The sequence below is a fragment of the Streptomyces sp. NPDC048258 genome, assembly GCF_043201995.1.
Lineage (GTDB): Bacteria > Actinomycetota > Actinomycetes > Streptomycetales > Streptomycetaceae > Streptomyces.
This window is the reverse complement of record NZ_JBICZH010000015.1, coordinates 1-20,074: the sequence shown is the minus strand read 5'-3', so window position 1 is coordinate 20,074 and position 20,074 is coordinate 1. Positions and strand designations below refer to the sequence as shown.

Below are 20,074 nucleotides of genomic sequence, written 5' to 3'. Positions count from 1 at the left end.
ACAACTCGGCGTGAGAGCCCGCTCACCCCGCGCTCCGGGGGCTGCCCGCCGCGTCGAACTCGCACCACACGGCCTTGCCGTCGCCCCGGGACTCCACGCCCCAGTGCGTGGCCAGCGCGTCCACGAGCAGCAGCCCGCGCCCCGTGGTGGCTGCCTCGCCCGGGGTGCGCCGGCGCGGCCACACGCTGGACCGGTCCTTGACCCACAGCCGGATCCGCCGGACCGGCTCGGGCAGCACCTCCATGGTCAGCACCGCCCCGCCGTCGGTGTGCAGCAGGGCGTTGACCAGCAGTTCCCCGGCCGCCAGTTCCACGTCGTCGGCGAGGTCCGGCATGCCCCAGTCGCGCAGGGCCTGACGCAGCGCGTAGCGGGCCTCCGAGAGCCCTTCCGGGTCGGCCTGGTGGATGTACTGGTGGATGCGAGGGGCCCGGTGGGTGCCCGGGTCGGGGGCCCGGCGCAGCACCAGCAGGGCCACGTCGTCCCCGGAGCCCCAGCGCTCCCAGAGCCGGTCCAGGAGGTGGTCGGCGAGCGCCCCGGCCTCCTGCGGGCCGCTGCGCACCGCGTGGGCGAGGGCCTCCATGCCCTGGGTGATGGCCGTGCCCGGCTCCTCCACCAGGCCGTCCGTGCACAGCACCAGCGTCTCCCCCGGCACCAGGTCGAGTCGGGTCTCGGGGAACTCCTCCTGCTCGAAGACCGAGGCCAGCCCGAGCGGCAGGCCGCCGCGCACGTTGGGCCAGCCCGTACGGCCGTCCGTGTGCCGGATCAGCGGGCCGAGGTGGCCCGCGCGCACGGCCCGTACGCCGCCGGTCTCCAGGTCCACCTGGGCGTACATGCAGGTCGCGAAGCGCTCGGTGTCCAGCTCGGCGAGGAAGCGCGAGGCCCGCGCCAGCACGGTGGACGGGGGATGGCCCTCCCCCGCGTACGCCCGCAGCGCGATCCGCAACTGGCCCATGATGGCCGCCGCGTGCGTGTCGTGGCCCTGTACGTCGCCCACCACGATCCCGACCCGGTCGCGGGGCAGCGCGATCACGTCGTACCAGTCCCCGCCGACCTCCCGCCCGCTCCAGGCGGAGTGGTAGCGGACCGCGATCTCCCCGCCCGTGATCTCGGGGATCCGGCGCGGCAGCATGGCGGCCTGGAGGCCCGTCGCGAACTCCCGCTCCTGGTCGAAGAGGAGAGCCCGCTGGAGCGACTGGGCCACGATGCCCGCCAGACCCAGGCAGAGGTTCTTCTCCTCCGGGCTGAACTCGGTGCGCCGCCGGTAGAAGAGGACCAGCCCGCCGATGGCCTTGGCCTGCGCGATCAGCGGCAGATAGGCGGCCGCGTCGTACTGGATCCGGTTCAGGTAGTCCCTGAGGAGCGGGAACTCCTCGCCGAGCGCCGAGAGCGAGGTGACGAAACGTGCCTGCCGGGTGATCACCGCGTGCGACAGCGGAAGCGATCCGTCCAGCCGCGTGAGGTTGCGCTCGCTGAGGATCTCCAGCGTCTCCCCGCTCATCGCGATCATCTTGATCGTGCCGCCCTCGACCAGCCCCAGGGCCAGCCCGTCCGCGCCGAGCCGCTCCAGCGCGCCCGCACCGGTCAGCGCGGCCGTGACGTCGTCGACCGTCACCGCCCGCGAGAGGGCCTCCGTGGTCCGCTGGACGATCGTCGTCTGCTGGGCCCGGGCCGTCTCCAGTTTGCGCAGCAGCGTGGCCTGCGCCAGCTCCGCCGTCGCGTCCCGGACGATCCCCACGACCCGCCGCGGCTGCCCGTCCTCGTCCCGGATCACCCGGCCCTGGGTGTGGGTCCACTGGTCGCGGCCGTCGCGCCGCTGCACCGTGAAGTAGGCGCCGTACGACTCCTCGCCGCTGTCCAGGACCCCCGCGATGGTGTCGCGCAGCCGGGCGGCGTCCTCGGGCCGGATCCGCAGGCCCAGGGCCTGCGGGGTGCCGTCGAACTCCTCCGGCTCCAGGTCGAACACGGCCGAGCCGGCCTCGTCCAGGGCCAGCGTGTCGGCGCCCAGGTCCCACTCGAAACTGCCCATGCCGTTGAGCGCGAGCCGTTCCCCGGCCCCGGTCACGGGGGCCTGCCGGCCCTGCTCGGGGCTGTCGCGCTCCGCCGCTGCCACGAGACTCACACCACCTAACGGCCGGGCCAGCACGGCTGGGAGATCAGCCGGTCCCACTCCTCGTCAGGATGCCCCGGAAGGGTGCGCCCGGCCTCCCGCCAGCGCTTGACGAGGGAGAGGTAGATCGGGGGCTGGGCGGCGTGGGAACCCGTCGCGTACGGGCCGCGGTCGTACCCGCCGGTCCTGGCCGTGGCGGGCCTCGCCGCGGCGGGCTGTTCCCCGCGGCTGGCGGGAATGCGTACCCAGCCGCGGCCCTCTGCTCGCTCCGCGCTCATCGCGGACCCCTCTCACCGCGTCTCACCGCGGATCTCACCGCGGATACGTCTTCGGATGCCCGGCTGCGGCCCCTGGGGGTCCCCCCGGGCGCAGCCCGGGGGAGTACCGGACGTCACCGGTGGAGCCCGGCAGCGGGCCCCGGGCGCCGAGGCGCTTTCGGACTCCTCCCACCAGTCTCCCCGCCGTGAACCCCGCGCCGTGGACGAATCGCATGGAAGGGCCGAATGAGGGAGCCGTCAGCAGCCCCGCGAAGAACAGTCCCGGCCACGAGGACTCGAAGCCGGGGCTCAGCTCCGGAGTCCGGCTCTCCCCCACGGTCGCCAGCGCGGCCCGCAGCCCCGCGTCGAGCAGTTCCAGCCGGCCCAGGTCCGGGGTGAACCCGGTGGCCGCGATGACGTGCGCGGTGTCCAGGACCACGGACTCCCCGGCCCTGGTGGTCAGCCCGAGCCGGGTCCGCTCGCCCACCGCCACAGCCCGGTGCAGGTGGTGCCCGAGCAGGACGGGGACACGCCGCTCGAACCGGTCCCGCAGCCACCAGGCGCCGGCCGGGCCCAGCGCGGTCGCCGCGATCCGCTCCCGGGTGGCCGGGGGCAGCCGCCGCACCGCCCACGGCAGCTCCGACCACACCCAGCTGCGCCAGCCCGTGCCGAGCCCGCTGTGCGGATCGCGCAGGGCCCGCAGCCGGGGCCTGACCAGGGGCTGCGGCACGGTGTTCCAGTTCAGCCGGGAGCGCCGGGCGACCAGGCACGGCCGGGCGCCCTGCTCGGCCAGCAGGGCGGCGGTCTCCAGGGCCGCCTGCCCGGCGCCGAGCACGGCGACCTCGCGGCCGGCGAAGCCGGACAGGTCCCGGTGGCCGCTGCTGTGCGAGTAGTGGCCCGGCGGCAAGTCGCGCAGCGCCGGGGGATGGTGGACGAACGGCATCACCCCGACCGCGAGGGCGACCGTACGGGCCAGCAGCGGCGGTCCCTCGGCGATGCGGACGCGGAAACCGTCGCCCTGCGGGGTCACCTCCGTGACGGTCACCTCCTCCACCTCGGGCGTGGCATGGCGGGCGAACCACATCCCGTACGAACTGAACGCGCCGATGGGCAGCGGAGTGCCGTGTTCCGCGGGCAGTCCGCGCGTGGCGCAGTAGTCGGCCAGCGTGAACCGCCCGTCCGGCGCGGACAGGTTGGACGACCAGGGCTCCGACTTCAGGTACATGCCCTCGGGCATGTGGTCGCGCCAGGAGGCCATGGGCCGCCCCAGCAGCCGTACGTCCAGCCCCGCACCCGCCGCGTGCGCGGCGATCGACAGCCCGTACGGGCCCGCGCCGACCACCACGAGATCGTCCATCCGCCTCACGGCCGTTCCTCCAGCTCCATGGTCATCAACCCGGCCCGGGCGGGGTCAACGGGTCACCAGCTCGTCCGGCTCCGCCGGTGCCTCCGGCGGAGCCGGACGAGAGGCGCCTCCGCCCGTGGTGGGCGGCTGCTCCGGCGCGCGCTGACGGGGCGCCCGGAACACCGCGCGGGCGGTGCGGGCCGTGCGGGCCGTGCGCCGCCCCTGCCTCGCGGGGATGCCCCACAGGGCGCGGACGCCCTTCGCGAAACCGCGCCCGAGGAAGGCGCCGAGCATCGCCAGGAAGGGCAGCAGGTCGTCGGCGGCGAACCAGGCCGCCTCGACGCGTCCGCGCTCCCTCTTCGGCAGAATCCGCACGGAAGCGCCCGCGCGGCCCGCCGACGTCGGGCACGCCGCACCGGCCACGACCGGCCCGGCCGGGTCCGTGCGCCGGCCCGGCGCCCCGGTCTCCGTGACCGGCAACGCCGGATCGTCGGGGCTCGCCCCCCTGCCCGGCGCAGCCGCAGGCACTCCGGCGGCAGGGACCTGACCGGGCATCACCGGATCGGCAGGGCCGGCCGCCAGGCGAAGCGGCGAGCGGCCGCGCACCGCAGACAGCAGTGCGTAGTTCTCGGCGACGAACACCCGGCCCGGCCCGCCCGAGGACGCCGGGACCCGCTGGCCCGTCAGATCCAGGTACATCGCCTGTACGACGTCCAGCCCGGCGGCGTCCGTGAACAGCCGGAACTGCGCGCCCGGGCGCGGGTTGAAGTCCACCAGCCGGAAGATGCCCCGCTCGTCCCGGCGGAAGTCCATGTCCAGGATCCCCTGGTAGCCGAGGCGTTCGGCCAGCCGCAGCCCCGCCTCCTCCACCGCCGGATCCGGCAGCCAGCGCCCCACCGCCGTCAGCCCCGTCCGCACCGGCCAGGACAGCTCCTTGCGCCCCGATCCCACGAGCAGCGGTTGCCCGCCGCGGCCGAAGGCGCCGTGGAAGAACCAGTCGGTGTCCGGTCCGGCCGGCAGGAACCGCTGGAGCAGCAGCCGGCTCCCGGCCTCGGCGGAGCGCTCGTACAGCCGCCGCGCCTCCCCGGCGGTGTGCACCAGTGTGGTGCTCCGCAGTCCGTCGGACCCGGTCGGCAACAGCCAGGGCCGGCTCCACTTGGCGACCACCGGCAGGCCGAGCCGCCAGGCGGCATCCGCCGCCTCGGCGCCACTCGCCGGGACGACGGTCTCCGGGTGCGGGACGTCCCACCGCGCGCAGAGCCGCGCCAGCTCGGCCTTGTCGGCCACCCGGGCGGGCAGGTTGTCGGGCTGATGGGGAATCCGGAAACGGTCCGTCAGCATCGGTGCCACCCGGGACACCGCGATGGCGCTCAGATCGTCCATGGCGACGAGCACGGCCGGCCGGCCGATCCGCTCCGACACCCCGGTCAGGCACTCCAGCAACGCCTCGGGCGCCTCGGGGTCCAGCCCGCCGGGCGGCCCCGGATGCACGGTGCGCAGATACCTCGACCGCACCATGGGTCCTCCCCCGGCCTCGACGACGGCATGCACCTCCACGCCCTTGCGGCCAAGGGATCTGACGGCGCCAAGGGTTCCGTGGTGGAACGGATTCCGATCGAGTCTGAGCAGAACTGCGGGCACATGGTTGAGATACGCGTGCATGGCAACGGCGTCTTTCACCTAGTCGGACCAAGCGGGGATGGTGCGCAGCTGCGAATGGCCTATGCGGCAGTCACCGGACAGGCCATTCGTCAGATGTGATGTCTAACGTCTTTGGTAAGCACACCGATTCAGGAAAGCTCGGGAGACGCCATGCCCACACCACGCCGCCGACTGGCGAGCACCTGCATCGGTACGGTCACGGCCGGACTGCTCGCCACCGGGGCCGCGCTCGCGGAACCCGAGAACGACCGCGCCCAGGGCTCGGACATCGCCATGGGCGCCTACCTCCACTACGGGCAGCCCGGCGTGGCCCGGATCCCCTACCTGTCGCGCTGGCTGGGCGACAAGCAGATCCGGGTCGGACACACCTACCTGCCCGGCGACCGGTGGGCGGGGATCGAGGGCAACGTCTCCTTCCTGGAGAGCTGGGCGCAGTGGCGCCTGGCGGAGGACGACCGGATGTTCGTCCTCAACGTGCCCATGCAGGAGCGGAACGAGGACGGTCTGTCCGACCGCCAGGTGGCCTGGCTGATCAGGGCGGGCGCGTCGGGCCGGTACGACGTGCACTTCGAGCGGCTCGCCGAGCGGCTCGTGGACCTGGGCGTCCCGGACACGGTGATCGTGCTCGGCTGGGAGATGAACGGCAGCACCTACTCCCACCGCTGCGGGCCGGACCCGGAGAACTGGAAGGCGTACTGGAGGCGCGTCGTCAACGCGATGCGGTCGGTACCCGGCCAGAAGTTCAAGTTCGACTTCGCCCCGAACAGGGGTACGGACGCGATCGGCTGGACCAACTGCTACCCCGGCGACGACGTGGTCGACGTCATCGGAATGGATTCGTACGACCAGGGTCCCGGCCGCGACTTCGACGAGCAGATCACCCAGCCGTACGGACTCCAGCAGCACGTCGACTTCGCGAAAGCACACGGCAAGGAGATCTCCTACCCGGAGTGGGGGCTGTTCCGGCGCGGGGACAACGCGGAGTACGTCCGGCGCATGCTGAAGTGGATCGAGCAGCACAAGCCGCTCTACCACACCATCACCGACTACTGCCCGCACGGCGTGTGGCAGTGCAAGCAGAACCCGCAGTCCGCGAAGGTCTTCCGCGACGCGCTGAGGCCGGAGATGCCCGGCCCGGTGATCCCGACCCCGGTGGTGCCCACGCCCGTGGTCCCGACCCCGGTCGTCCCGACCCCCGTGGTGCCCACGCCCGTGGTGCCCACACCGGCCGTTCCGACACCCGAGGTGCCCGAACCCACGCCCGAGGTCACGCTCCCGGCGACCCAGCTCCCCGTGACCCCCAGCCCGCTCGTCCCGACGCCCGAGGTCCCCGAGCCCACGCCCGAGGTCCCCGAGCCGACGCCGACGCCCGTGCCCTCGCCGGTGGTTCCGACGCCGGTGGTCCCCACACCCGAGGTCCCGGCCCCCGAAGTCCCCACACCCGAGGTCCCGACACCGACTCCGACCCCGGAGCCGTCCCCCGTCGTCCCGAGCCCGGTCGTGCCGAAGCCCGAGCCCGCGCCCGTGACGCCGACGCCGGTCCCGACCCCCACGCCCCAGCCGCTGCCGGAACCGGAGGGGCCTCCGGTCAACAGCACGCAGTGGTGCATCCCGCTCAACTTCGGGGAGTGGCTCTCCAAGCTGGTCGGCAAGCAGTCGGTCTGCATCAAGCTCGACTGGGGCGAGAGCTCGGACTTCTGGCCCTTCTAGACGGGTCATCGCACCCGCAGTTCGTTGAGCCGCGCCCGCCAGTCCCGGGCGGCCGGCAGCGCCTCCCGCAACGCGTCCACCGCCCGCTCGCGCCCCGTCACCTGCGACTCGTGCAGCCGCAGCAGGGGCGCGAGCGCGCTCGTGGCCAGCAGGAACCGCTGGTTGACCACCGTCTCGGGCCGCCAGTGGTTCTTGTACGGCTCGTTGCCGCGCAGGAAGCTCACCACCGGGCGGCCGTCGGCGAGCGCCCGCCCCGCCTCGTAGCGCAGCAGCAGCGTCGCCACGTCCACCTTGCGCGCACGCAGGTCCGGATCGGCGCCGTACAGGTAGCCGCCGCTCAGCCCCGCCGACAGCAGCGTGACGTTGGCCGCCACCACCTTCCCGTCCAGCCGGAACTCCGTCAGCCGGCCCTCCCCCGCCCGCACCATCCGCCGGGTGGCCCGGGTCAGGTGCTCGGCGAAGCGGGGCCTGAGGTGCTCGGGGGTCACCCCGCGGCCGCGCCACTGCTTCTCGTGCAGCCGCAGCAGGGTCCGTACGGCACGCGGCACTTCCGGCTCGGTGACCTCGTGCTCCTCGATCCCGGCCGCGTCGGTCTTGCGGAGCTTGGCCCGCACCCGCTGGGCCCCGGAGGCCGGCATCCGCTTGACCAGCTCGTCGAACGGCAGCGTGGGCAGCTCCATGCAGGTGGAGTCGGTGAGCTTGCTGCGCGCACCGGTCCAGGCCTCGTACACCGCTTCGGCGGCGGCCCCGGGGCGCACCTCGCGCAGGTCGACGACGGCGCCCCGGGCTGCCCGGTGCAGCCCGCGGGCCAGCGCCGGGACGACCTGGTCGGCGTGCTCGGCGGCCACGAGCACGTCGAAGTAGTCGGTGATGGGGCCGCCGAGCGGCACCAGCAGCGGCAGCGGCCGGTGTACGAGCATCAGCGCGGCCGCGCCGACCAGCTCCTCGCCGCGCCGCACGAGGACGATCCGGAGCCGGCCGTCCTTCCCGTACGACAGCCACCAGGAGTGCAGCCAGGCGTGGCTCTGGAAGGGCGTGGCGGTGGGACAGGCGCGGAAGAGCCGGTTCCACGGCTCCTCCAGCGCGGCGAACTGCCGGGGGTCGCGGCACAGCGTCACCGACAGGGCCCCGGCGGAGCCCGAACTCATCGCACGGACTCCTTCTCCTTGGTCTCGGTGTGCTCACCCTGCGCGGGGAGCGAGGGGTACTCCTCGACGACCGGCCGGCCCCCCTCCTGCTCCTCCTTCTCCTCCTTGCGACGGCCGGGCCGGGCGAGCAGCCACAGCCCGCCGAGCAGACCGCCGGCACACATCCCGACGGCGCCGCTGATGGCGGCGGACGGGGAGGCCGGGGCGCTCGGCGCGACCGCCTGGTTGAAGAGGAGCAGCTGCACGCCGGTGTTCTTGGCGGCCTGATTGCTGCTCAGTGTCAGGGCGTCGGCGACCGCGTTGGCGATGTCGGCGGCCTCGGCGGGGCTCGTCGACGTACCGGTGATGGCGATCATCGGCGACTCGGGGGAGGTCTCGGCCCGCACCTGGGTCCGCAGCCTCTGGGCACCGATGCCGGCCCGGGGCTGGGCGTAGGCGAGGGTGGAGCTGCTGGTGGCGATACGGGCGTAGGCCTGGGCGAAGCCGAGGGCGGTGGCCGGCTCGGTGGTGTCGTCCGGGACGGCGACGACATAGCTGGTGGCGGCGTACTCGGGCGCCTTGAGCACCCCGTACGCCCCGCCCGCGGCCAGCCCGAGCAGGGCGCACGCGGGCAGCGGCCACCACACGGGGGGCCGCGTGAACCGGCGCCGCGGGCTCTTCTCGGAGCGGTGGTCGGCCTTCTTCTCGGCCTTCTTCTCGGCCTTCTTCTCGGTCTTCTTCTGCTCGGCGGTGTCGGCCATGCTCGTGCTCGCTTCCTGAATGAAGTACGGATTCCTTCGGGCGGGGGTACGTATCAACGGGCGCCGGCGCCACCCGGCGGGCTCGGCATTTCCAGCCCCGCCGACGCTTGCGACGCGGGGCCCCGGGGCATTTCCAGCCCCGCCGACCCTTGAGGCGCCGGGCGCCGGGGCACATCCAGCCCCGCCGGCGTTTGAGGCGCGGGGTCCGGGGCGGAGCCCCGATCTTTGAGCCCCGCCGGCGTTTGAGGCGCGGGGTCAGGGGCGGAGCCCCGGAACCCCCGGGCGGAGCCCGGCCCCGGCGCGGCCGACAGGGCCAGGTCGTACACGTCCAGCAGCTGCCGCGCGCTGCGCGCGATGTCGTAGCGCCGAACCACCGGCGGCGGCGGCAGCCGACGCGCACCCGCCTCCATGTGCCCGCGCAACGCCGCGACCAGCTCCTCCGTGCCGGTGCCGATCCGCCGCGCCCCGGGCGCCTGCGCGGCGGGCAGGTCGTCGATGGCGGGGCAGGTCACGTGCAGCACCGGCAGCCCGGCGGCCAGCGCCTCCACCACCGCCAGCCCGAACGCCTCCTCCCGCGACGGCGAGACGAAGACGTCCATGGCGGCCAGCAGCGCCGGGATCCCCGGGGTGCGGCCGTCCGCGCTGTCGCCCAGCGGATCGCGCTCCCCCAGCAGGTGGATCCGGCTCTGCGCGCCGAGCTCGGCGGCGAGCAGGCGCAGGGCCGCGCGCTCGGGCCCGTCCCCGGCCAGCAGCAGGTGCGCCCCCGGCAGCGCGGCCACGGCACGCACCAGGACGTCGAACCGCTTGCCCGGCACCAGCCGGCCGACCCCGCCGACCACGAAGGCCCGCTCGGGCAGCCCGGTCCGGGCCCGGGTGGCCCGGCGTACGCCTTCGTCGAAGCGGAAGCGGACGGCCTCGATCCCGTTCGGCACGACATGCACCCGCTCGGCCGGCACCCCCCACGCCTCCAGCCGGGCGGCCACGGTGTCCGAGACGGCCACGGTCGCGGCTCCCAGCCGCTCACCGGCCAGGTACAGGGCGCGCACCCCGCCCGACAGCGGCCGGCCCTCGATCTCTCCCTCGCCGAGGGAGTGTTCGGTGGCCACGATCGCCCCGGCGCCCGCGAGCCGTGCCGCGAGGCGCCCGTACACGCAGGCCCGGTACAGGTGCGTGTGCACGAGGTCGTACCGGCCGCGCCGGATGAACTTCACCAGCCTCGGCAGCGCCCCCAGGTCCCGGTTGCCCCGCATCCCCAGGTGCACGACCCGGACCCCGTCGGCGCGCAGCCCCTCGGCCACCGCCCCGGGGTTGGTCAGCGTCAGCACGTCGCAGCGCATCGGCATGTGCCTCAGCAGCAGCCGCAGTTGCTGCTCGGCGCCGCCGACCCCGAGGCCGGTGATGACGTGGAGGGCCTTGACGTCCTTCACCGCAGCACCGCCCGCCGCATCCCGCGCACCTGGTGGCGCAGCTGCTTGATCCGCAGCCGCGCGCCTCCGTCGGCCTGGCTGACGTGCGTACGGGGCAGGGCGTACGGGCCTTCGAGCCGCCCGGGGTCGATGGCGCAGGCGTACCCGTACCCGGCGTCCCGCGTGGCGGCGACCACCCGGGCGTCGAGGTGCCCGTACGGGTAGCAGAACCCCTCGGGCAGGGACCCCGTCAGCTCGCGCAGCAGGTCGCGGCTGCCCCGCAGCTCCTGCTGGAGCACGTCGTCGGCGGCCGCGGTGAGGTCCTGGTGGAGCAGCCCGTGGGAGCCGATCTCCTGCCCGGCGTCGGCGACTTCGCGGATGCCCTCGGCCGTCAGCAGGGACTTGCGCGGCCCCAGCGGGTCCCACACGTTGTCCACGCCGAGCCGCCCGGGCAGCACGAACAGGGTGGAGGTGCAGTCGTAGCGGTGCAGCAGCGGGAGCGCGTGGGTCAGGAAGTCGGTGTAGCCGTCGTCGAAGGTCAGCCCGACCAGCCCGGCCGCGCTCCCGGCCGCCCGGGCCCGGAGCAGCTCGCCGACCGACACGCCGCGCAGGCCGCGGGAGCGCAGCCACAGCAGCTGGTCCTCCAGGGCGCGGGGCGTGACGGTGATCCCGTACGGGTCCTCGGCGGGATCGGTGAACTCGGCGACCGAGTGGTACATCAGGACCCACGGCGAAGCGGTCCGGCGGGTGGGGACCACCACGGCGCCGGGCGCCGTGTCGGTGTCAGCGGACATTGCGGAACCTCTGCGTGAAGTGGGAGGAGTACTGGGCGATCTGACCGGGCAGGGCGGTGACTTCGATAGCGCGTATGGCCGTGCCGGTGGCTCCGAACATGGCGGGGACCAGCAGGCAGCCGAGCGCGGCGCTGAGCATCGGGTCGGGGACCATGGGCCCGGCGATCCAGCCCGTGGCGCAGGCGGCGGCCGCGGACACCACGAGCCGGCCGATGCTGACGGCGACCCGGCGGACGTGGATGGCGATGATCCGCGAGCCGAGCCCGGTGAGCAGCAGGACGGCGGTCGTGGTGATGCCGGCCGCGTTGGCGGCGGCGATGCCGTAGGTGCCCCACCAGCCGACGGCGAAGGCTCCGGCCACGATGTTGACGAGCAGACCGGCGCCCATCGCGAGCGCCGGGAACCAGGTGGGCCGGGCGGTCGAGAAGAAGGGCCGGGACAGCGCCCCGACGAGGCAGTGGCCGAGCAGTCCGACTGCGTAGACCCGCATGACGGAGGCGGTGGCGAGGGTGTCCTGGTGGGTGAACGCGCCGCGTTCGAACAGGACCTGGATGATCTGGGGCGCGTAGCCGATGACGAGTGCGCTGCCCACGAGGACGGCGAGGGCGGCGAGGGCGAGGTCCTGCTCGACCCGGCGCCGGGCCTTCTCGCGCTCCCCGCCGGCCATCGCCTGGGCGACGACGGGGAAGGTGACGGTGCAGATCATCAGGGAGAGCACCATCGGCATCTGCGCCACCTTCTGCGCGTAGTTGAGGTGCGAGATCGCCCCGGGCGGCAGGGAGGCGGCGAGGAACCTCTCGACGAGCACCTGCGACTGCCGGAAGACGGCGAAGAAGATCACGGGGGCGATGAGGCCGAAGGCGAGGAGGGTGGGGCGGTCGCGGTCGCGCTGGCTGCGCGGGGCGCCCTTGGCCCGGGGCGGGCCGAAGCCCACGTTGCGGATGAAGGCGGGCAGTTGGACGAGAGCCATCAGCAGTCCGCCGGCGGCGACCCCGGCGGCGGCCGCCCGCACCCCCCACAGGGGGTGCAGGGTGACCATGGTGCCGATGATGCCGATGTTGTACGAGACGTAGATCGCGGCGGGCGGCACGAAGGACCTGTGCGCCCGCAGCGCCGCGCTGAAGTATCCGGCGAGGCCGAAGGAGACCACGGTCAGGGCCGTCATCCGGGTGCACTGGACGGCCAGTTCGGGATCGGGCAGACCGGGTGCCAGTACGGCGACGACGAGCGGCGCGGCCACGATCAGTACGGAGGCCACGGCGGCCAGGAACACGGCGAGCCGCGGCAGGGTCGCCCCCACCAGCAGCCGTACGGGGTCCTGCGCGCGGGCCTCCTTGCGGGTGAGCCCCGCCCGGCTGGCCGCCCGCCGGGACAGGGCCTGGCTGAAGGCGGGCACCATCAGCAGCGCCATGGCGTCCTCGATGAGCAGCGTCGAGGCCATCTCGGGCACGGTCCAGGCGATCAGGAAGGCGTCGCTGTCGTGCCCGGCCCCGAAGAGGTGCGCGATGGTCTGGTCCCGCACCAGCCCGAACACGGCCCCGGCGGCGGTCAGCCCGGCGGTGACGGCGGCAGCCTTGGCCAGGAACCGGCCCAGCGGCGCCGGCCCGCTCCCACTCGGGAGGTCGCCCGCCCCGGGCCCTCCGCCCGTACGCCGGGCCAGGGCGTGACCGTACGCGGCCTCCGACCCGCCCGGCACACCGGCACGGGCGCCGACCCGCAGGCTCCGCCCCGGTCGCCCGCCGGGATCCCCGGCCGTGACGAACCCGCCGGACGCCTGCACGGCCCCCGGGTGACCGGCCGAGCCCGGCAGCGCCGCGCCGCCGGTACGGCCCGGTACGGCCCCGGCGACGAAGCCGGGGTCCGGCGGGGCCGGGGGCAGGCCGGGCGAGCCGGCGGGCGGGACCGGGCCGTGGCCCGCGAAGGGGCGGGCCGGCGGGGGGCCTGCGACGGAGCCGGGGGCCGGCGGGCGGCCGGGCAGGACCGGGTTCCGGAGCGGGCCCGGGGACGGGTCCGGCGTGCTGCCGGGGGCGCCCGGGACGCGGGCGGAGCCCGCCCCGGCCGGGGGGCCGGAGGCGGGCCGCCAAGGCGTGGTGTCCGTCACGGGCGGGCCGCAACCCCGGGGGCCCTACCCCGCGACACCGCGCCGGAGGCGGACCCGGCGGCCGAGGAGGCCCCGCGCGGTGGACCGGCGTCCTCCCGGGAGGGAAGGGCCCACCAGGCGGCGAGTCCGATGATCACTCCGGTCAGGACGGTCGACGGTCCGCCGATGTCCGCGTAGAGGAAGTCGGTCAGCTGCCACACGAACAGCCCCGTGGCGACCAGCCCGCAGTCCCGCATCCCCCCGCCGGAGGCGACCCGGCGCAACCCCGCCACCAGCAGCGCCGCCCAGCCGCCCGCCAGCGCGACCAGCCCGATCAGCCCCTGCTCGCTCAGGATCAGCAGGTACATGTTGTGCGGGGAGAGCAGCGGCTGGCGGATGTACGCCTGCCCCGCGCCCTCGGTGTCACTGCCGGAGGACAGCCCCAGCGAGGCGTGCCCGTCGCGGTTGGCCGGGAAGCCCTTCAGACCCACCCCCACCGCCGGCCGCTCCCGCCACATCGACTCAGCGGCGGCCCACATCGTGTAGCGGTCGGTCACCGACTGGTCGGGGGCGCTGGAGACCTGCGTGATGGAGGTCAGCCGCTCCGCGACCATCTCGGAGCCGACCCCGAGCCCGCCCACCAGGACGAACCCGACGGCCGACAGCGCGACCAGCACCTTCAGGGCCCGCCGGATCCCGGCCAGCGCCATCACCAGCACCGCCGCGCCGAAGGTCGCGATCCACGCGCCCCGGCTGAAGGACAGCACCAGCGGCAGTACCAGGGCCAGGGCACAGCCCCCGGCGATCCGCCGGACCCGCCGCGGCAGCCCCGGCGCCAGCGCGACGGCGGTCGCCACGACCAGCCCGTACGCCACCACCGTGGCCATGCCCATGACGTCACCGGGGCCGAAGGTGCCCACGGCCCGGATGGTCTCGCCCTGGTACGAGGCCCCGGTGTGGGTCGCGTACTGCACGACCCCCACCGCGCCCTGCACCAGCGCCAGGACCACGAAGCACCCGGCGGCGATCCGGAACTCCCCGGCGTCGCGCACCAGCAGCACCACGGCCGCCGGGACCAGCACGAAGACCTGGAGGTAGCGGACGAAGCCCGGCAGGGCGGCGTACGGATCCCCCGCGGTCATCGTCGCGACCGCGAGCCCCACGGCGGGCATCCCGAGCACGAGCACGCCCAGCGGGGTCAGCGCCCGCACCCGGCCGCGCAGCGCCTGCACCGCGCAGACGAACACGAGCATCAGCGAGGCCGCGTCGGCCGGGCCGACCTTCCCGGAGGTGGTCGCGTCCCCCGCCGGGAGCGGGGCGAGCAGGAAGAGCACGGTCGCGGCGAGCGGCAGCAGCGGCCAGTGCCGGCGCAACAGCCCGGGCAGATCGGGCCGGGCCCAATTCCCAGTGACGGCAAGGCTCATCAGCTGCCCCCCAGCCGGAAGCGGAAGAAGGAGGCCGCCGTGCGGGCGAGGATCCACAGGTCCTGCCACAGCGACCAGGTGTCGATGTAGTGGTTGTCGAAGCGGGCCCGGTCCTCGATGGAGGTGTCCCCGCGCAGGCCGTTGATCTGGGCCAGGCCGGTGATGCCGACGGGCATCCGGTGCCGGGCCTCGTAGCCGGGGTGCACGGTGGAGAACTTGGCGACGAAGAACGGCCGTTCGGGCCGCGGGCCGACCAGGCTCATGTCACCCCGTACGACGTTCCACAGCTGCGGCAGCTCGTCCAGCGAGGACTTGCGCAGGAAGGAGCCGACCGGGCTCATCCCGCGGTCGCCCGCGACCGTCCAGCGGGTGGCGGACTCGTGCTCGTCGGCGCGCAGCGTACGGAACTTCAGCAGGGTGAAGGGGCGCCCGTACAGGCCGACCCGCTCCTGCCGGAAGATCACCCCCGGCCCGTCCCAGACCCGTACGGCCAGCGCGCAGGCGGCCATCACGGGCGCGGCCGCGACCAGCGCGACCAGCGCGAGCGCTGCGTCGAGGCCGCGCTTGGCCCAGCGCTCCAGCGGCCGCGCGGGCCGGGGCAGCAGCGGCTGAACGGCGTACCCCCACAGCTGGTCGGTGGGGTGCGCCACCCGCATGCCGGTGACCTTGGCGGTGCCGGCCGGGTCGGCGAGCCAGAGCCGGCAGCCGTGGTCGTCGAACAGGCGGACCAGGGAGGCGGTGCGCTCGTCGGCCTCGGGCGGGCGGGTGAACACCGCGTGCCGCACGGAGTTCTGGATGACAGCGCGCCGGATGTCCTCATGGGTGGTGAGCACCGGCAGGGCTCCGGCTCCGGTGTCCCCCTCGGCGGCGCCGGTGTCGGCGAGCCCGACGGGTCGCAGCCCGTACTCGGGCCGGCCGTGCAGGGCGGCGGCCACCGCGCCCGCCCCGGCGCCGGGTCCGACGACGAGGACCGAAGCGGGCCGGCGGACGCGGGTGCGGCGGCGGAGCTGGTTGACGAACCCGCGTCCCGCGCACGCCAGTACGGCCTGGAGGCACACGGCGGTGAGCAGCACGCTCCAGCCCAGGGCCCGGCCCGGGTCCACGGCGGCCACGACCGTGGCGGCGGTGCACCACAGGACGGCGGACCGCCCGGCCAGCGCGGGCAGTTCGAGGAAGGCCGAGGGGGCGAGCCGCGGCCGGTACAGCCCGGCCTGCGCGTGCAGTACGGCGAGCAGGACGGCGATCGCCGCGGCCGCCGGCGCCGGCAGGGCCGTTCCGGGCAGCGCCGCCGCGGTGAGTACGGCGGCCAGCGCGTCCGCTGTGAGCAGCGGGAGCACCCCCGTCGTACTCCCGTGGCGGCGGTGCGGGCGTACGGCGGGCCGGGCCTGTCCGGCCCTGGGCCCGCGCGGGGGGTGGATGGCGGTCGCGGAACGGCGAACGGCAGTGACGCCGGCGCCGCCGGCGGGCCCCGTGCCGCCCTGCCCGGCGTGTCGGGCGGGTGCGCTGTCCATCGTCATCGGCTGATGCGCTCCTGGTTCAAGGGCCGGGGCCTGCCCAGCAGTTCGTGGTACAGACCGGTGACCGCGTCCGTGGTCCGCCGCACGTCGAAGTCGGTCCGGGCGTGCTGCCGGGCCTGCTCCCCGAGTTCGGCGAGGAGCCGCGGTTCGGCGAGGAGCCGTCCCAGGGCCTTGGCCAGCGCCGTCGGGTCCTCCGGCGGCACCAGGCACAGGCGTCCCTGGCCGGGCGGCAGACTCTCCCGGGCACCGCTGACGTCGGAGACCAGGACCGGGCGGCCGCAGGCCATGGCTTCGAGCGGGGCGAGCGCCATGCCTTCCCACCGCGACGGCAGTACAACGAGATCGGCGGCCCGAAGCCACGGTCGGATGTCGGTGGCGGCGCCCGCGAAGTGCACGCCGGGAGGGGCGGTGCGGCGCAGCCGTTCGGTGTCGGGGCCGTCGCCGACGAGGGCGAGGCGGGCTCCGGGGACGGTTCCCAGCAGCTCCGGCCAGGCCCGCAGCAGGATGTCCTGCCCCTTCTGGAGGCAGAGCCGGCCCGCGCAGACGGCGAGCGGTCCGTCGCCGCGGAGGTCGGCGGGCAGCGGAAGCCCGGCGCGTGCCCGGGCCTTGTCCTGGTCGGGGTCCGGTCCGCCGGGGCGGAAGTGGTCCAGGTCCACGCCGTTGCGGATCACCGACCAGCGGGCGGTGATCCCCTCGGCCTCGCCGGCGCGGCGCTCGGCCTCGCTGACGCAGAGCACCCGGTCGGCCCAGCGGGCCCCGTACCTCTCCCAGCGCAGCGCGAGTGCGCCGGTGGCCCCGGCGACGGCGTCGAAGGACCAGGCGTGGGGCTGGAAGACGGTGGGCAGGGACCCGCGGGCGGCGAGCCGCCCGGCGAGCCCGGCCTTGGCGCTGTGGGCGTGCAGGAGGTCGGGCCGGACCTGGCGGAGCAGCCGCCGGGCGCCGAGCACCTCGGCGGGCAGCCCGGGCCCGGGGGCCCGTCCGGCGCGCCAGACGAGCACCCTGGCGCCGGCGTCCCGGGCGGCGTCGGCGAGCGTGCCGCCGGGCGGGCAGCCGACGACGGTGCGCAGGCCCGCGGCGGACTGGGCGCGCACGAGGTCGGTGACGACCCGGGCGACACCGCCGTCTACGGGCTGGGTGAGATGGAGGACGGTCGTGGGCTGTGCTGCCCAAGGCTGTGCGGGCACGGTGGAGTGGTCTCCTACGTTCAGCGGCGCGCGTCTGTCTGAACGAAGAGCACGCCGAGGAAATGACCCTGGCTTTCACCCGTGAACTTGAAACTCAGGCTGCGGGCCCCGCCGGAGAGGACGGGACTCAGGTCGAACACGTCCGCGTCGTAGCCGAGATTGTTCACATAATCAGGCTGTCGCACGAACGCTTGTTGTCCGAATTCCGTGATGGTGGAATTCATAACATCATTGAAAGGATTTTCTGCATCGCTGAGGGCGACCCGGCGGCCACTGTCGGCCGTCACGGTGAGTGAGTCTTCGAGGGTGCCCCGGTCCCCGTCGTACGCGACCAGCCCGACCTTCCCGGCGGACCCGGCGGCCGCGTCCAGGCCGTCGAGCTCGACCAGCCCCTCGCCGGCCCGGGCGGCCAGCCCCTCGAAGCCGTCCCACAGCGAGATCCGGCGGACCGGCTCCTGCGGGTGCTCGTAGGCGACGACCAGCGTCCATCCGCCCCAGGCCCCCACCTCGGAGTGGCCCATGGCGATGTTGAGCTGCGCCACCGTCCACATGCCGGCGCCGCCCTTGCGGACCAGCGGGGTCACGTCGGCGGAGGCCTGGTAGGCGTCGCTGCCCGCGTCCGAGCGGTGGCCCATCACCGTGTCGGCGATGACCTCCTTGTACGCGCCGCCCGGCTCGGCGACCAGCACCCGGCCGTTGTCCTCCGGCGGTTTCTGCTCGCCCACCCGGAGGTTCCCGCCCCAGTAGAGGCGGGCGTACGAGACCTTCGCGCCCTGCGGGACCTTGAGCTCGGCCCGGGTGGAGTTGTAGGTGTCCGGGTCCTTGTCGACCTCGCTGTAGAACATCTCGAAGTCGCTGTTGACCCCGGCCGCGCCGCGCTTCACGTCGGCGCACGGCTCGGCCTGCGGGGACTCCTCCCGACGGCAGCTGATGCCGGAGTTGGAGGCCCGTACCAGCCCGCCGTGCTGCACGGCCTGGTAACGCTGAGCGAACGGGACCCGGGGCAGCTCCTTGGGCGCGGGGGCTTTACGTGAGGGGGCCGTCGCCCCCGCCACCGGGACGTTAGCGGAAAGGATGAGGCAGGACAGCAGACCGATGGTGCCGAGGATTCTGCGGGAGGAACCCATGACCCTGTCTCCATTTTCGATCAAGGGGACAAAACAGGAGTGAACTTTGTCAGAAACCGGGCTGGAAATCACGTCGGACTCGCTCGTACGGCCTTTTGGGCGATAGCACGCACCCCCGAAGCGGGCGGGTCGTTATGGGTTGCACCATTGTTCGAACCGAAAGGGAAAACGGAGATGAAGAAGAGGCTGGTGCGCGGCACCACCCTGGCCGTCGCGGGCGCCGCCCTGCTGATGGGCGGCGCGGGCCTCGCCTCCGCGCACGGTGGCGACGGCGCGACGGCGAACGGCGTCGCGGCCGGGTCCCCCGGCGTCCTGAGCGGCAACCTGCTCCAGGTCCCCGTCGACGTCCCGGTGAACCTGTGTGGCAACACCGTCAACGTGATCGCCCTGCTGAACCCCGCGTTCGGCAACACCTGCGTGAACGCCTGAGCGTCAACCGCGATGTCCGAAACGGCGGCATCCGGGTGAAGCCACGCAACCCGAGCGGGGGCCCGGCCGTTGTTCTGGATGCTCCAGCACCGGGCAATCCTGCAAAAAAGGGACGACAATGATCAAGAAGATGATGGCCACGGCAGCGGTTGCGGCCTCGGCTGTGGGCATGGGTGCCGCCATGGCGCCGCAGGCGATGGCCATCGGGAACGACAACGGCGTCAACACCGTCAACGGCAACGGTGCCTCGCAGATCTACGGCAACCAGGCCACGTACGGCACCATGAGCCCGCAAATGGCGCTGATCCAGGGCTCCTTCAACAAGCCCTGCATCGCCCTGCCCGCCAAGGCCAACGTGCAGTCCCTGTTCGCCGTGCTCAACGTCGGCATCCAGGACATCCCGGTCCTGTCCAGCCCGCAGAACCAGCAGTGCACCGAGAACTCGACGCAGGCGAAGGGCGACGAGGCCCTCTCCCACATCCTGGACAACATCCCGATCCTCTCCGGCAACGTCTCCAACGGCAGCTGACCGAGGAACCCCGGCGAGGCCGTCGCACCTTCGGGTCGCGGCGGCCTCGCCGCGTGAATGACCCGACGCTCCGACTCCGGCTCCGCGAATAGCGACGCAAATCCTCCGGACCCCGCGAATTCACCCGGGATCATCGGGGTGAATTCCCGGCCGGGCACCGAAAATGCCCGGTTTCTTTTCCCTGGACCACTCGTTGTTATTTCTGCAGTGGATACGCCCCTGCGGGAAGGATCGAAATCAAATGAAGTACAAGAAGGCAGTGGTGCTGGCCGCCGGCGTTCTCATGGCCGCCGGTGCCGCCTCCCCCGCCATGGCCGACTCGGTCGCCGAGGGCAAGGCCGTGGGCTCCCCCGGCGTCCTGTCCGGCAACCTGCTCCAGGTCCCGGTGAACATCCCGATCAACGTCTGCGGCAACACCGTGAACATCATCGCGCTGCTGAACCCCGCGTTCGGCAACGCCTGCGTCAACCACTGACGAAACGCTTGCGCCCGCAAGGGCAAGCCTCCTCGGGGTGGGCGCGGGGGGGGCGGCGGGGGGGGCCCCGGCCCCCCCCCCCCCACCCCCCCCCCCCCCCCCCGGGGCCCGGGGCCGAGCCCAGCGCCACGGAAAGAGCC

17 protein-coding genes are annotated in these 20,074 nt (G+C 74.1%); 4 read left to right on the top strand and 13 right to left on the bottom strand.

Features of this window, described 5'->3' with window-relative positions; translation table 11 throughout:
* Nucleotides 1-22: 22 nt before the first annotated feature.
* From ACGFYQ_RS28950 to ACGFYQ_RS28935, 4 genes are read right to left on the bottom strand one after another with little or no spacing between them, the layout of a single operon-like run.
* Entirely contained in the window at nucleotides 23-2,110 is a 2,088-nt protein-coding gene (locus tag ACGFYQ_RS28950) for a SpoIIE family protein phosphatase (RefSeq protein WP_393749205.1), read from the bottom strand.
* Nucleotides 2,111-2,124: 14 nt separating this feature from the next.
* Nucleotides 2,125-2,385, bottom strand: coding sequence for a hypothetical protein (locus tag ACGFYQ_RS28945; RefSeq protein ID WP_393748907.1), 261 nt, complete (start codon nucleotides 2,383-2,385; stop codon nucleotides 2,125-2,127).
* Nucleotides 2,386-2,419: 34 nt separating this feature from the next.
* The gene (locus ACGFYQ_RS28940) at nucleotides 2,420-3,721 is read right to left on the bottom strand and encodes an NAD(P)-binding domain-containing protein (protein WP_393748905.1); all 1,302 of its coding nucleotides are present in this window, start codon (nucleotides 3,719-3,721) and stop codon (nucleotides 2,420-2,422) included.
* Between the two features lie 54 nt (nucleotides 3,722-3,775).
* Nucleotides 3,776-5,227, bottom strand: a complete 1,452-nt coding sequence (locus ACGFYQ_RS28935) for an ATP-grasp domain-containing protein (RefSeq protein WP_393748903.1) — start codon at nucleotides 5,225-5,227, stop codon at nucleotides 3,776-3,778.
* Between the two features lie 294 nt (nucleotides 5,228-5,521).
* Between ACGFYQ_RS28935 and ACGFYQ_RS28930 the strand changes: the two genes are divergently transcribed.
* The gene (locus ACGFYQ_RS28930; protein WP_393748901.1) at nucleotides 5,522-7,081 is read left to right on the top strand and encodes a glycoside hydrolase family 26 protein; all 1,560 of its coding nucleotides are present in this window, start codon (nucleotides 5,522-5,524) and stop codon (nucleotides 7,079-7,081) included.
* Nucleotides 7,082-7,086: 5 nt separating this feature from the next.
* On the opposite strand, the gene ACGFYQ_RS28925 is transcribed toward ACGFYQ_RS28930, so the two are convergent.
* From ACGFYQ_RS28925 to ACGFYQ_RS28885, 9 genes are all read right to left on the bottom strand, one after another.
* On the bottom strand, nucleotides 7,087-8,229 hold the full coding sequence (locus ACGFYQ_RS28925; RefSeq protein ID WP_393748898.1) for a GNAT family N-acetyltransferase: 1,143 nt from the start codon (nucleotides 8,227-8,229) through the stop codon (nucleotides 7,087-7,089).
* Entirely contained in the window at nucleotides 8,226-8,969 is a 744-nt protein-coding gene (locus tag ACGFYQ_RS28920) for a lipopolysaccharide biosynthesis protein (protein ID WP_393748896.1), read from the bottom strand. The genes ACGFYQ_RS28925 and ACGFYQ_RS28920 overlap by 4 nt, the downstream gene beginning before the upstream one ends.
* Before the next feature lie 53 nt (nucleotides 8,970-9,022).
* Entirely contained in the window at nucleotides 9,023-10,396 is a 1,374-nt protein-coding gene (locus ACGFYQ_RS28915; protein ID WP_393748894.1) for a glycosyltransferase, read from the bottom strand.
* On the bottom strand, nucleotides 10,393-11,169 hold the full coding sequence (locus tag ACGFYQ_RS28910; protein WP_393748892.1) for a polysaccharide deacetylase family protein: 777 nt from the start codon (nucleotides 11,167-11,169) through the stop codon (nucleotides 10,393-10,395). Before ACGFYQ_RS28910 ends, ACGFYQ_RS28915 begins: the two co-directional genes overlap by 4 nt.
* Nucleotides 11,159-12,865, bottom strand: coding sequence for a murein biosynthesis integral membrane protein MurJ (gene murJ, locus ACGFYQ_RS28905; protein ID WP_393749203.1), 1,707 nt, complete (start codon nucleotides 12,863-12,865; stop codon nucleotides 11,159-11,161). The genes ACGFYQ_RS28910 and murJ overlap by 11 nt, the downstream gene beginning before the upstream one ends.
* 401 nt (nucleotides 12,866-13,266) lie before the next feature.
* Nucleotides 13,267-14,673 (bottom strand): O-antigen ligase family protein, encoded by a 1,407-nt coding sequence (locus ACGFYQ_RS28900; protein WP_393748890.1) that lies wholly within the window; start codon nucleotides 14,671-14,673, stop codon nucleotides 13,267-13,269.
* Nucleotides 14,673-16,190: an exopolysaccharide biosynthesis polyprenyl glycosylphosphotransferase gene (locus ACGFYQ_RS28895; protein ID WP_393748888.1), complete on the bottom strand. Its 1,518-nt coding sequence runs from the start codon at nucleotides 16,188-16,190 to the stop codon at nucleotides 14,673-14,675. Before ACGFYQ_RS28895 ends, ACGFYQ_RS28900 begins: the two co-directional genes overlap by 1 nt.
* A complete protein-coding gene (locus ACGFYQ_RS28890; RefSeq protein WP_393748886.1) occupies nucleotides 16,187-17,374 on the bottom strand; it encodes a glycosyltransferase in 1,188 nt (395 codons plus the stop codon). Before ACGFYQ_RS28890 ends, ACGFYQ_RS28895 begins: the two co-directional genes overlap by 4 nt.
* Nucleotides 17,375-17,394: 20 nt before the next feature.
* Nucleotides 17,395-18,573, bottom strand: a complete 1,179-nt coding sequence (locus ACGFYQ_RS28885) for a DUF3344 domain-containing protein (RefSeq protein ID WP_393748884.1) — start codon at nucleotides 18,571-18,573, stop codon at nucleotides 17,395-17,397.
* 102 nt (nucleotides 18,574-18,675) lie between these two features.
* Between ACGFYQ_RS28885 and ACGFYQ_RS28880 the strand changes: the two genes are divergently transcribed.
* The 3 genes from ACGFYQ_RS28880 to ACGFYQ_RS28870 all read left to right on the top strand — a co-directional run bounded on the left by ACGFYQ_RS28880 (nucleotide 18,676) and on the right by ACGFYQ_RS28870 (nucleotide 19,934).
* Nucleotides 18,676-18,930, top strand: a complete 255-nt coding sequence (locus tag ACGFYQ_RS28880; RefSeq protein ID WP_393748882.1) for a chaplin — start codon at nucleotides 18,676-18,678, stop codon at nucleotides 18,928-18,930.
* A gap of 118 nt (nucleotides 18,931-19,048) precedes the next feature.
* Nucleotides 19,049-19,459: a rodlin gene (locus ACGFYQ_RS28875; protein WP_393748880.1), complete on the top strand. Its 411-nt coding sequence runs from the start codon at nucleotides 19,049-19,051 to the stop codon at nucleotides 19,457-19,459.
* 241 nt (nucleotides 19,460-19,700) lie between these two features.
* On the top strand, nucleotides 19,701-19,934 hold the full coding sequence (locus ACGFYQ_RS28870; protein WP_393748878.1) for a chaplin: 234 nt from the start codon (nucleotides 19,701-19,703) through the stop codon (nucleotides 19,932-19,934).
* Nucleotides 19,935-20,074 lie beyond the last annotated feature (140 nt).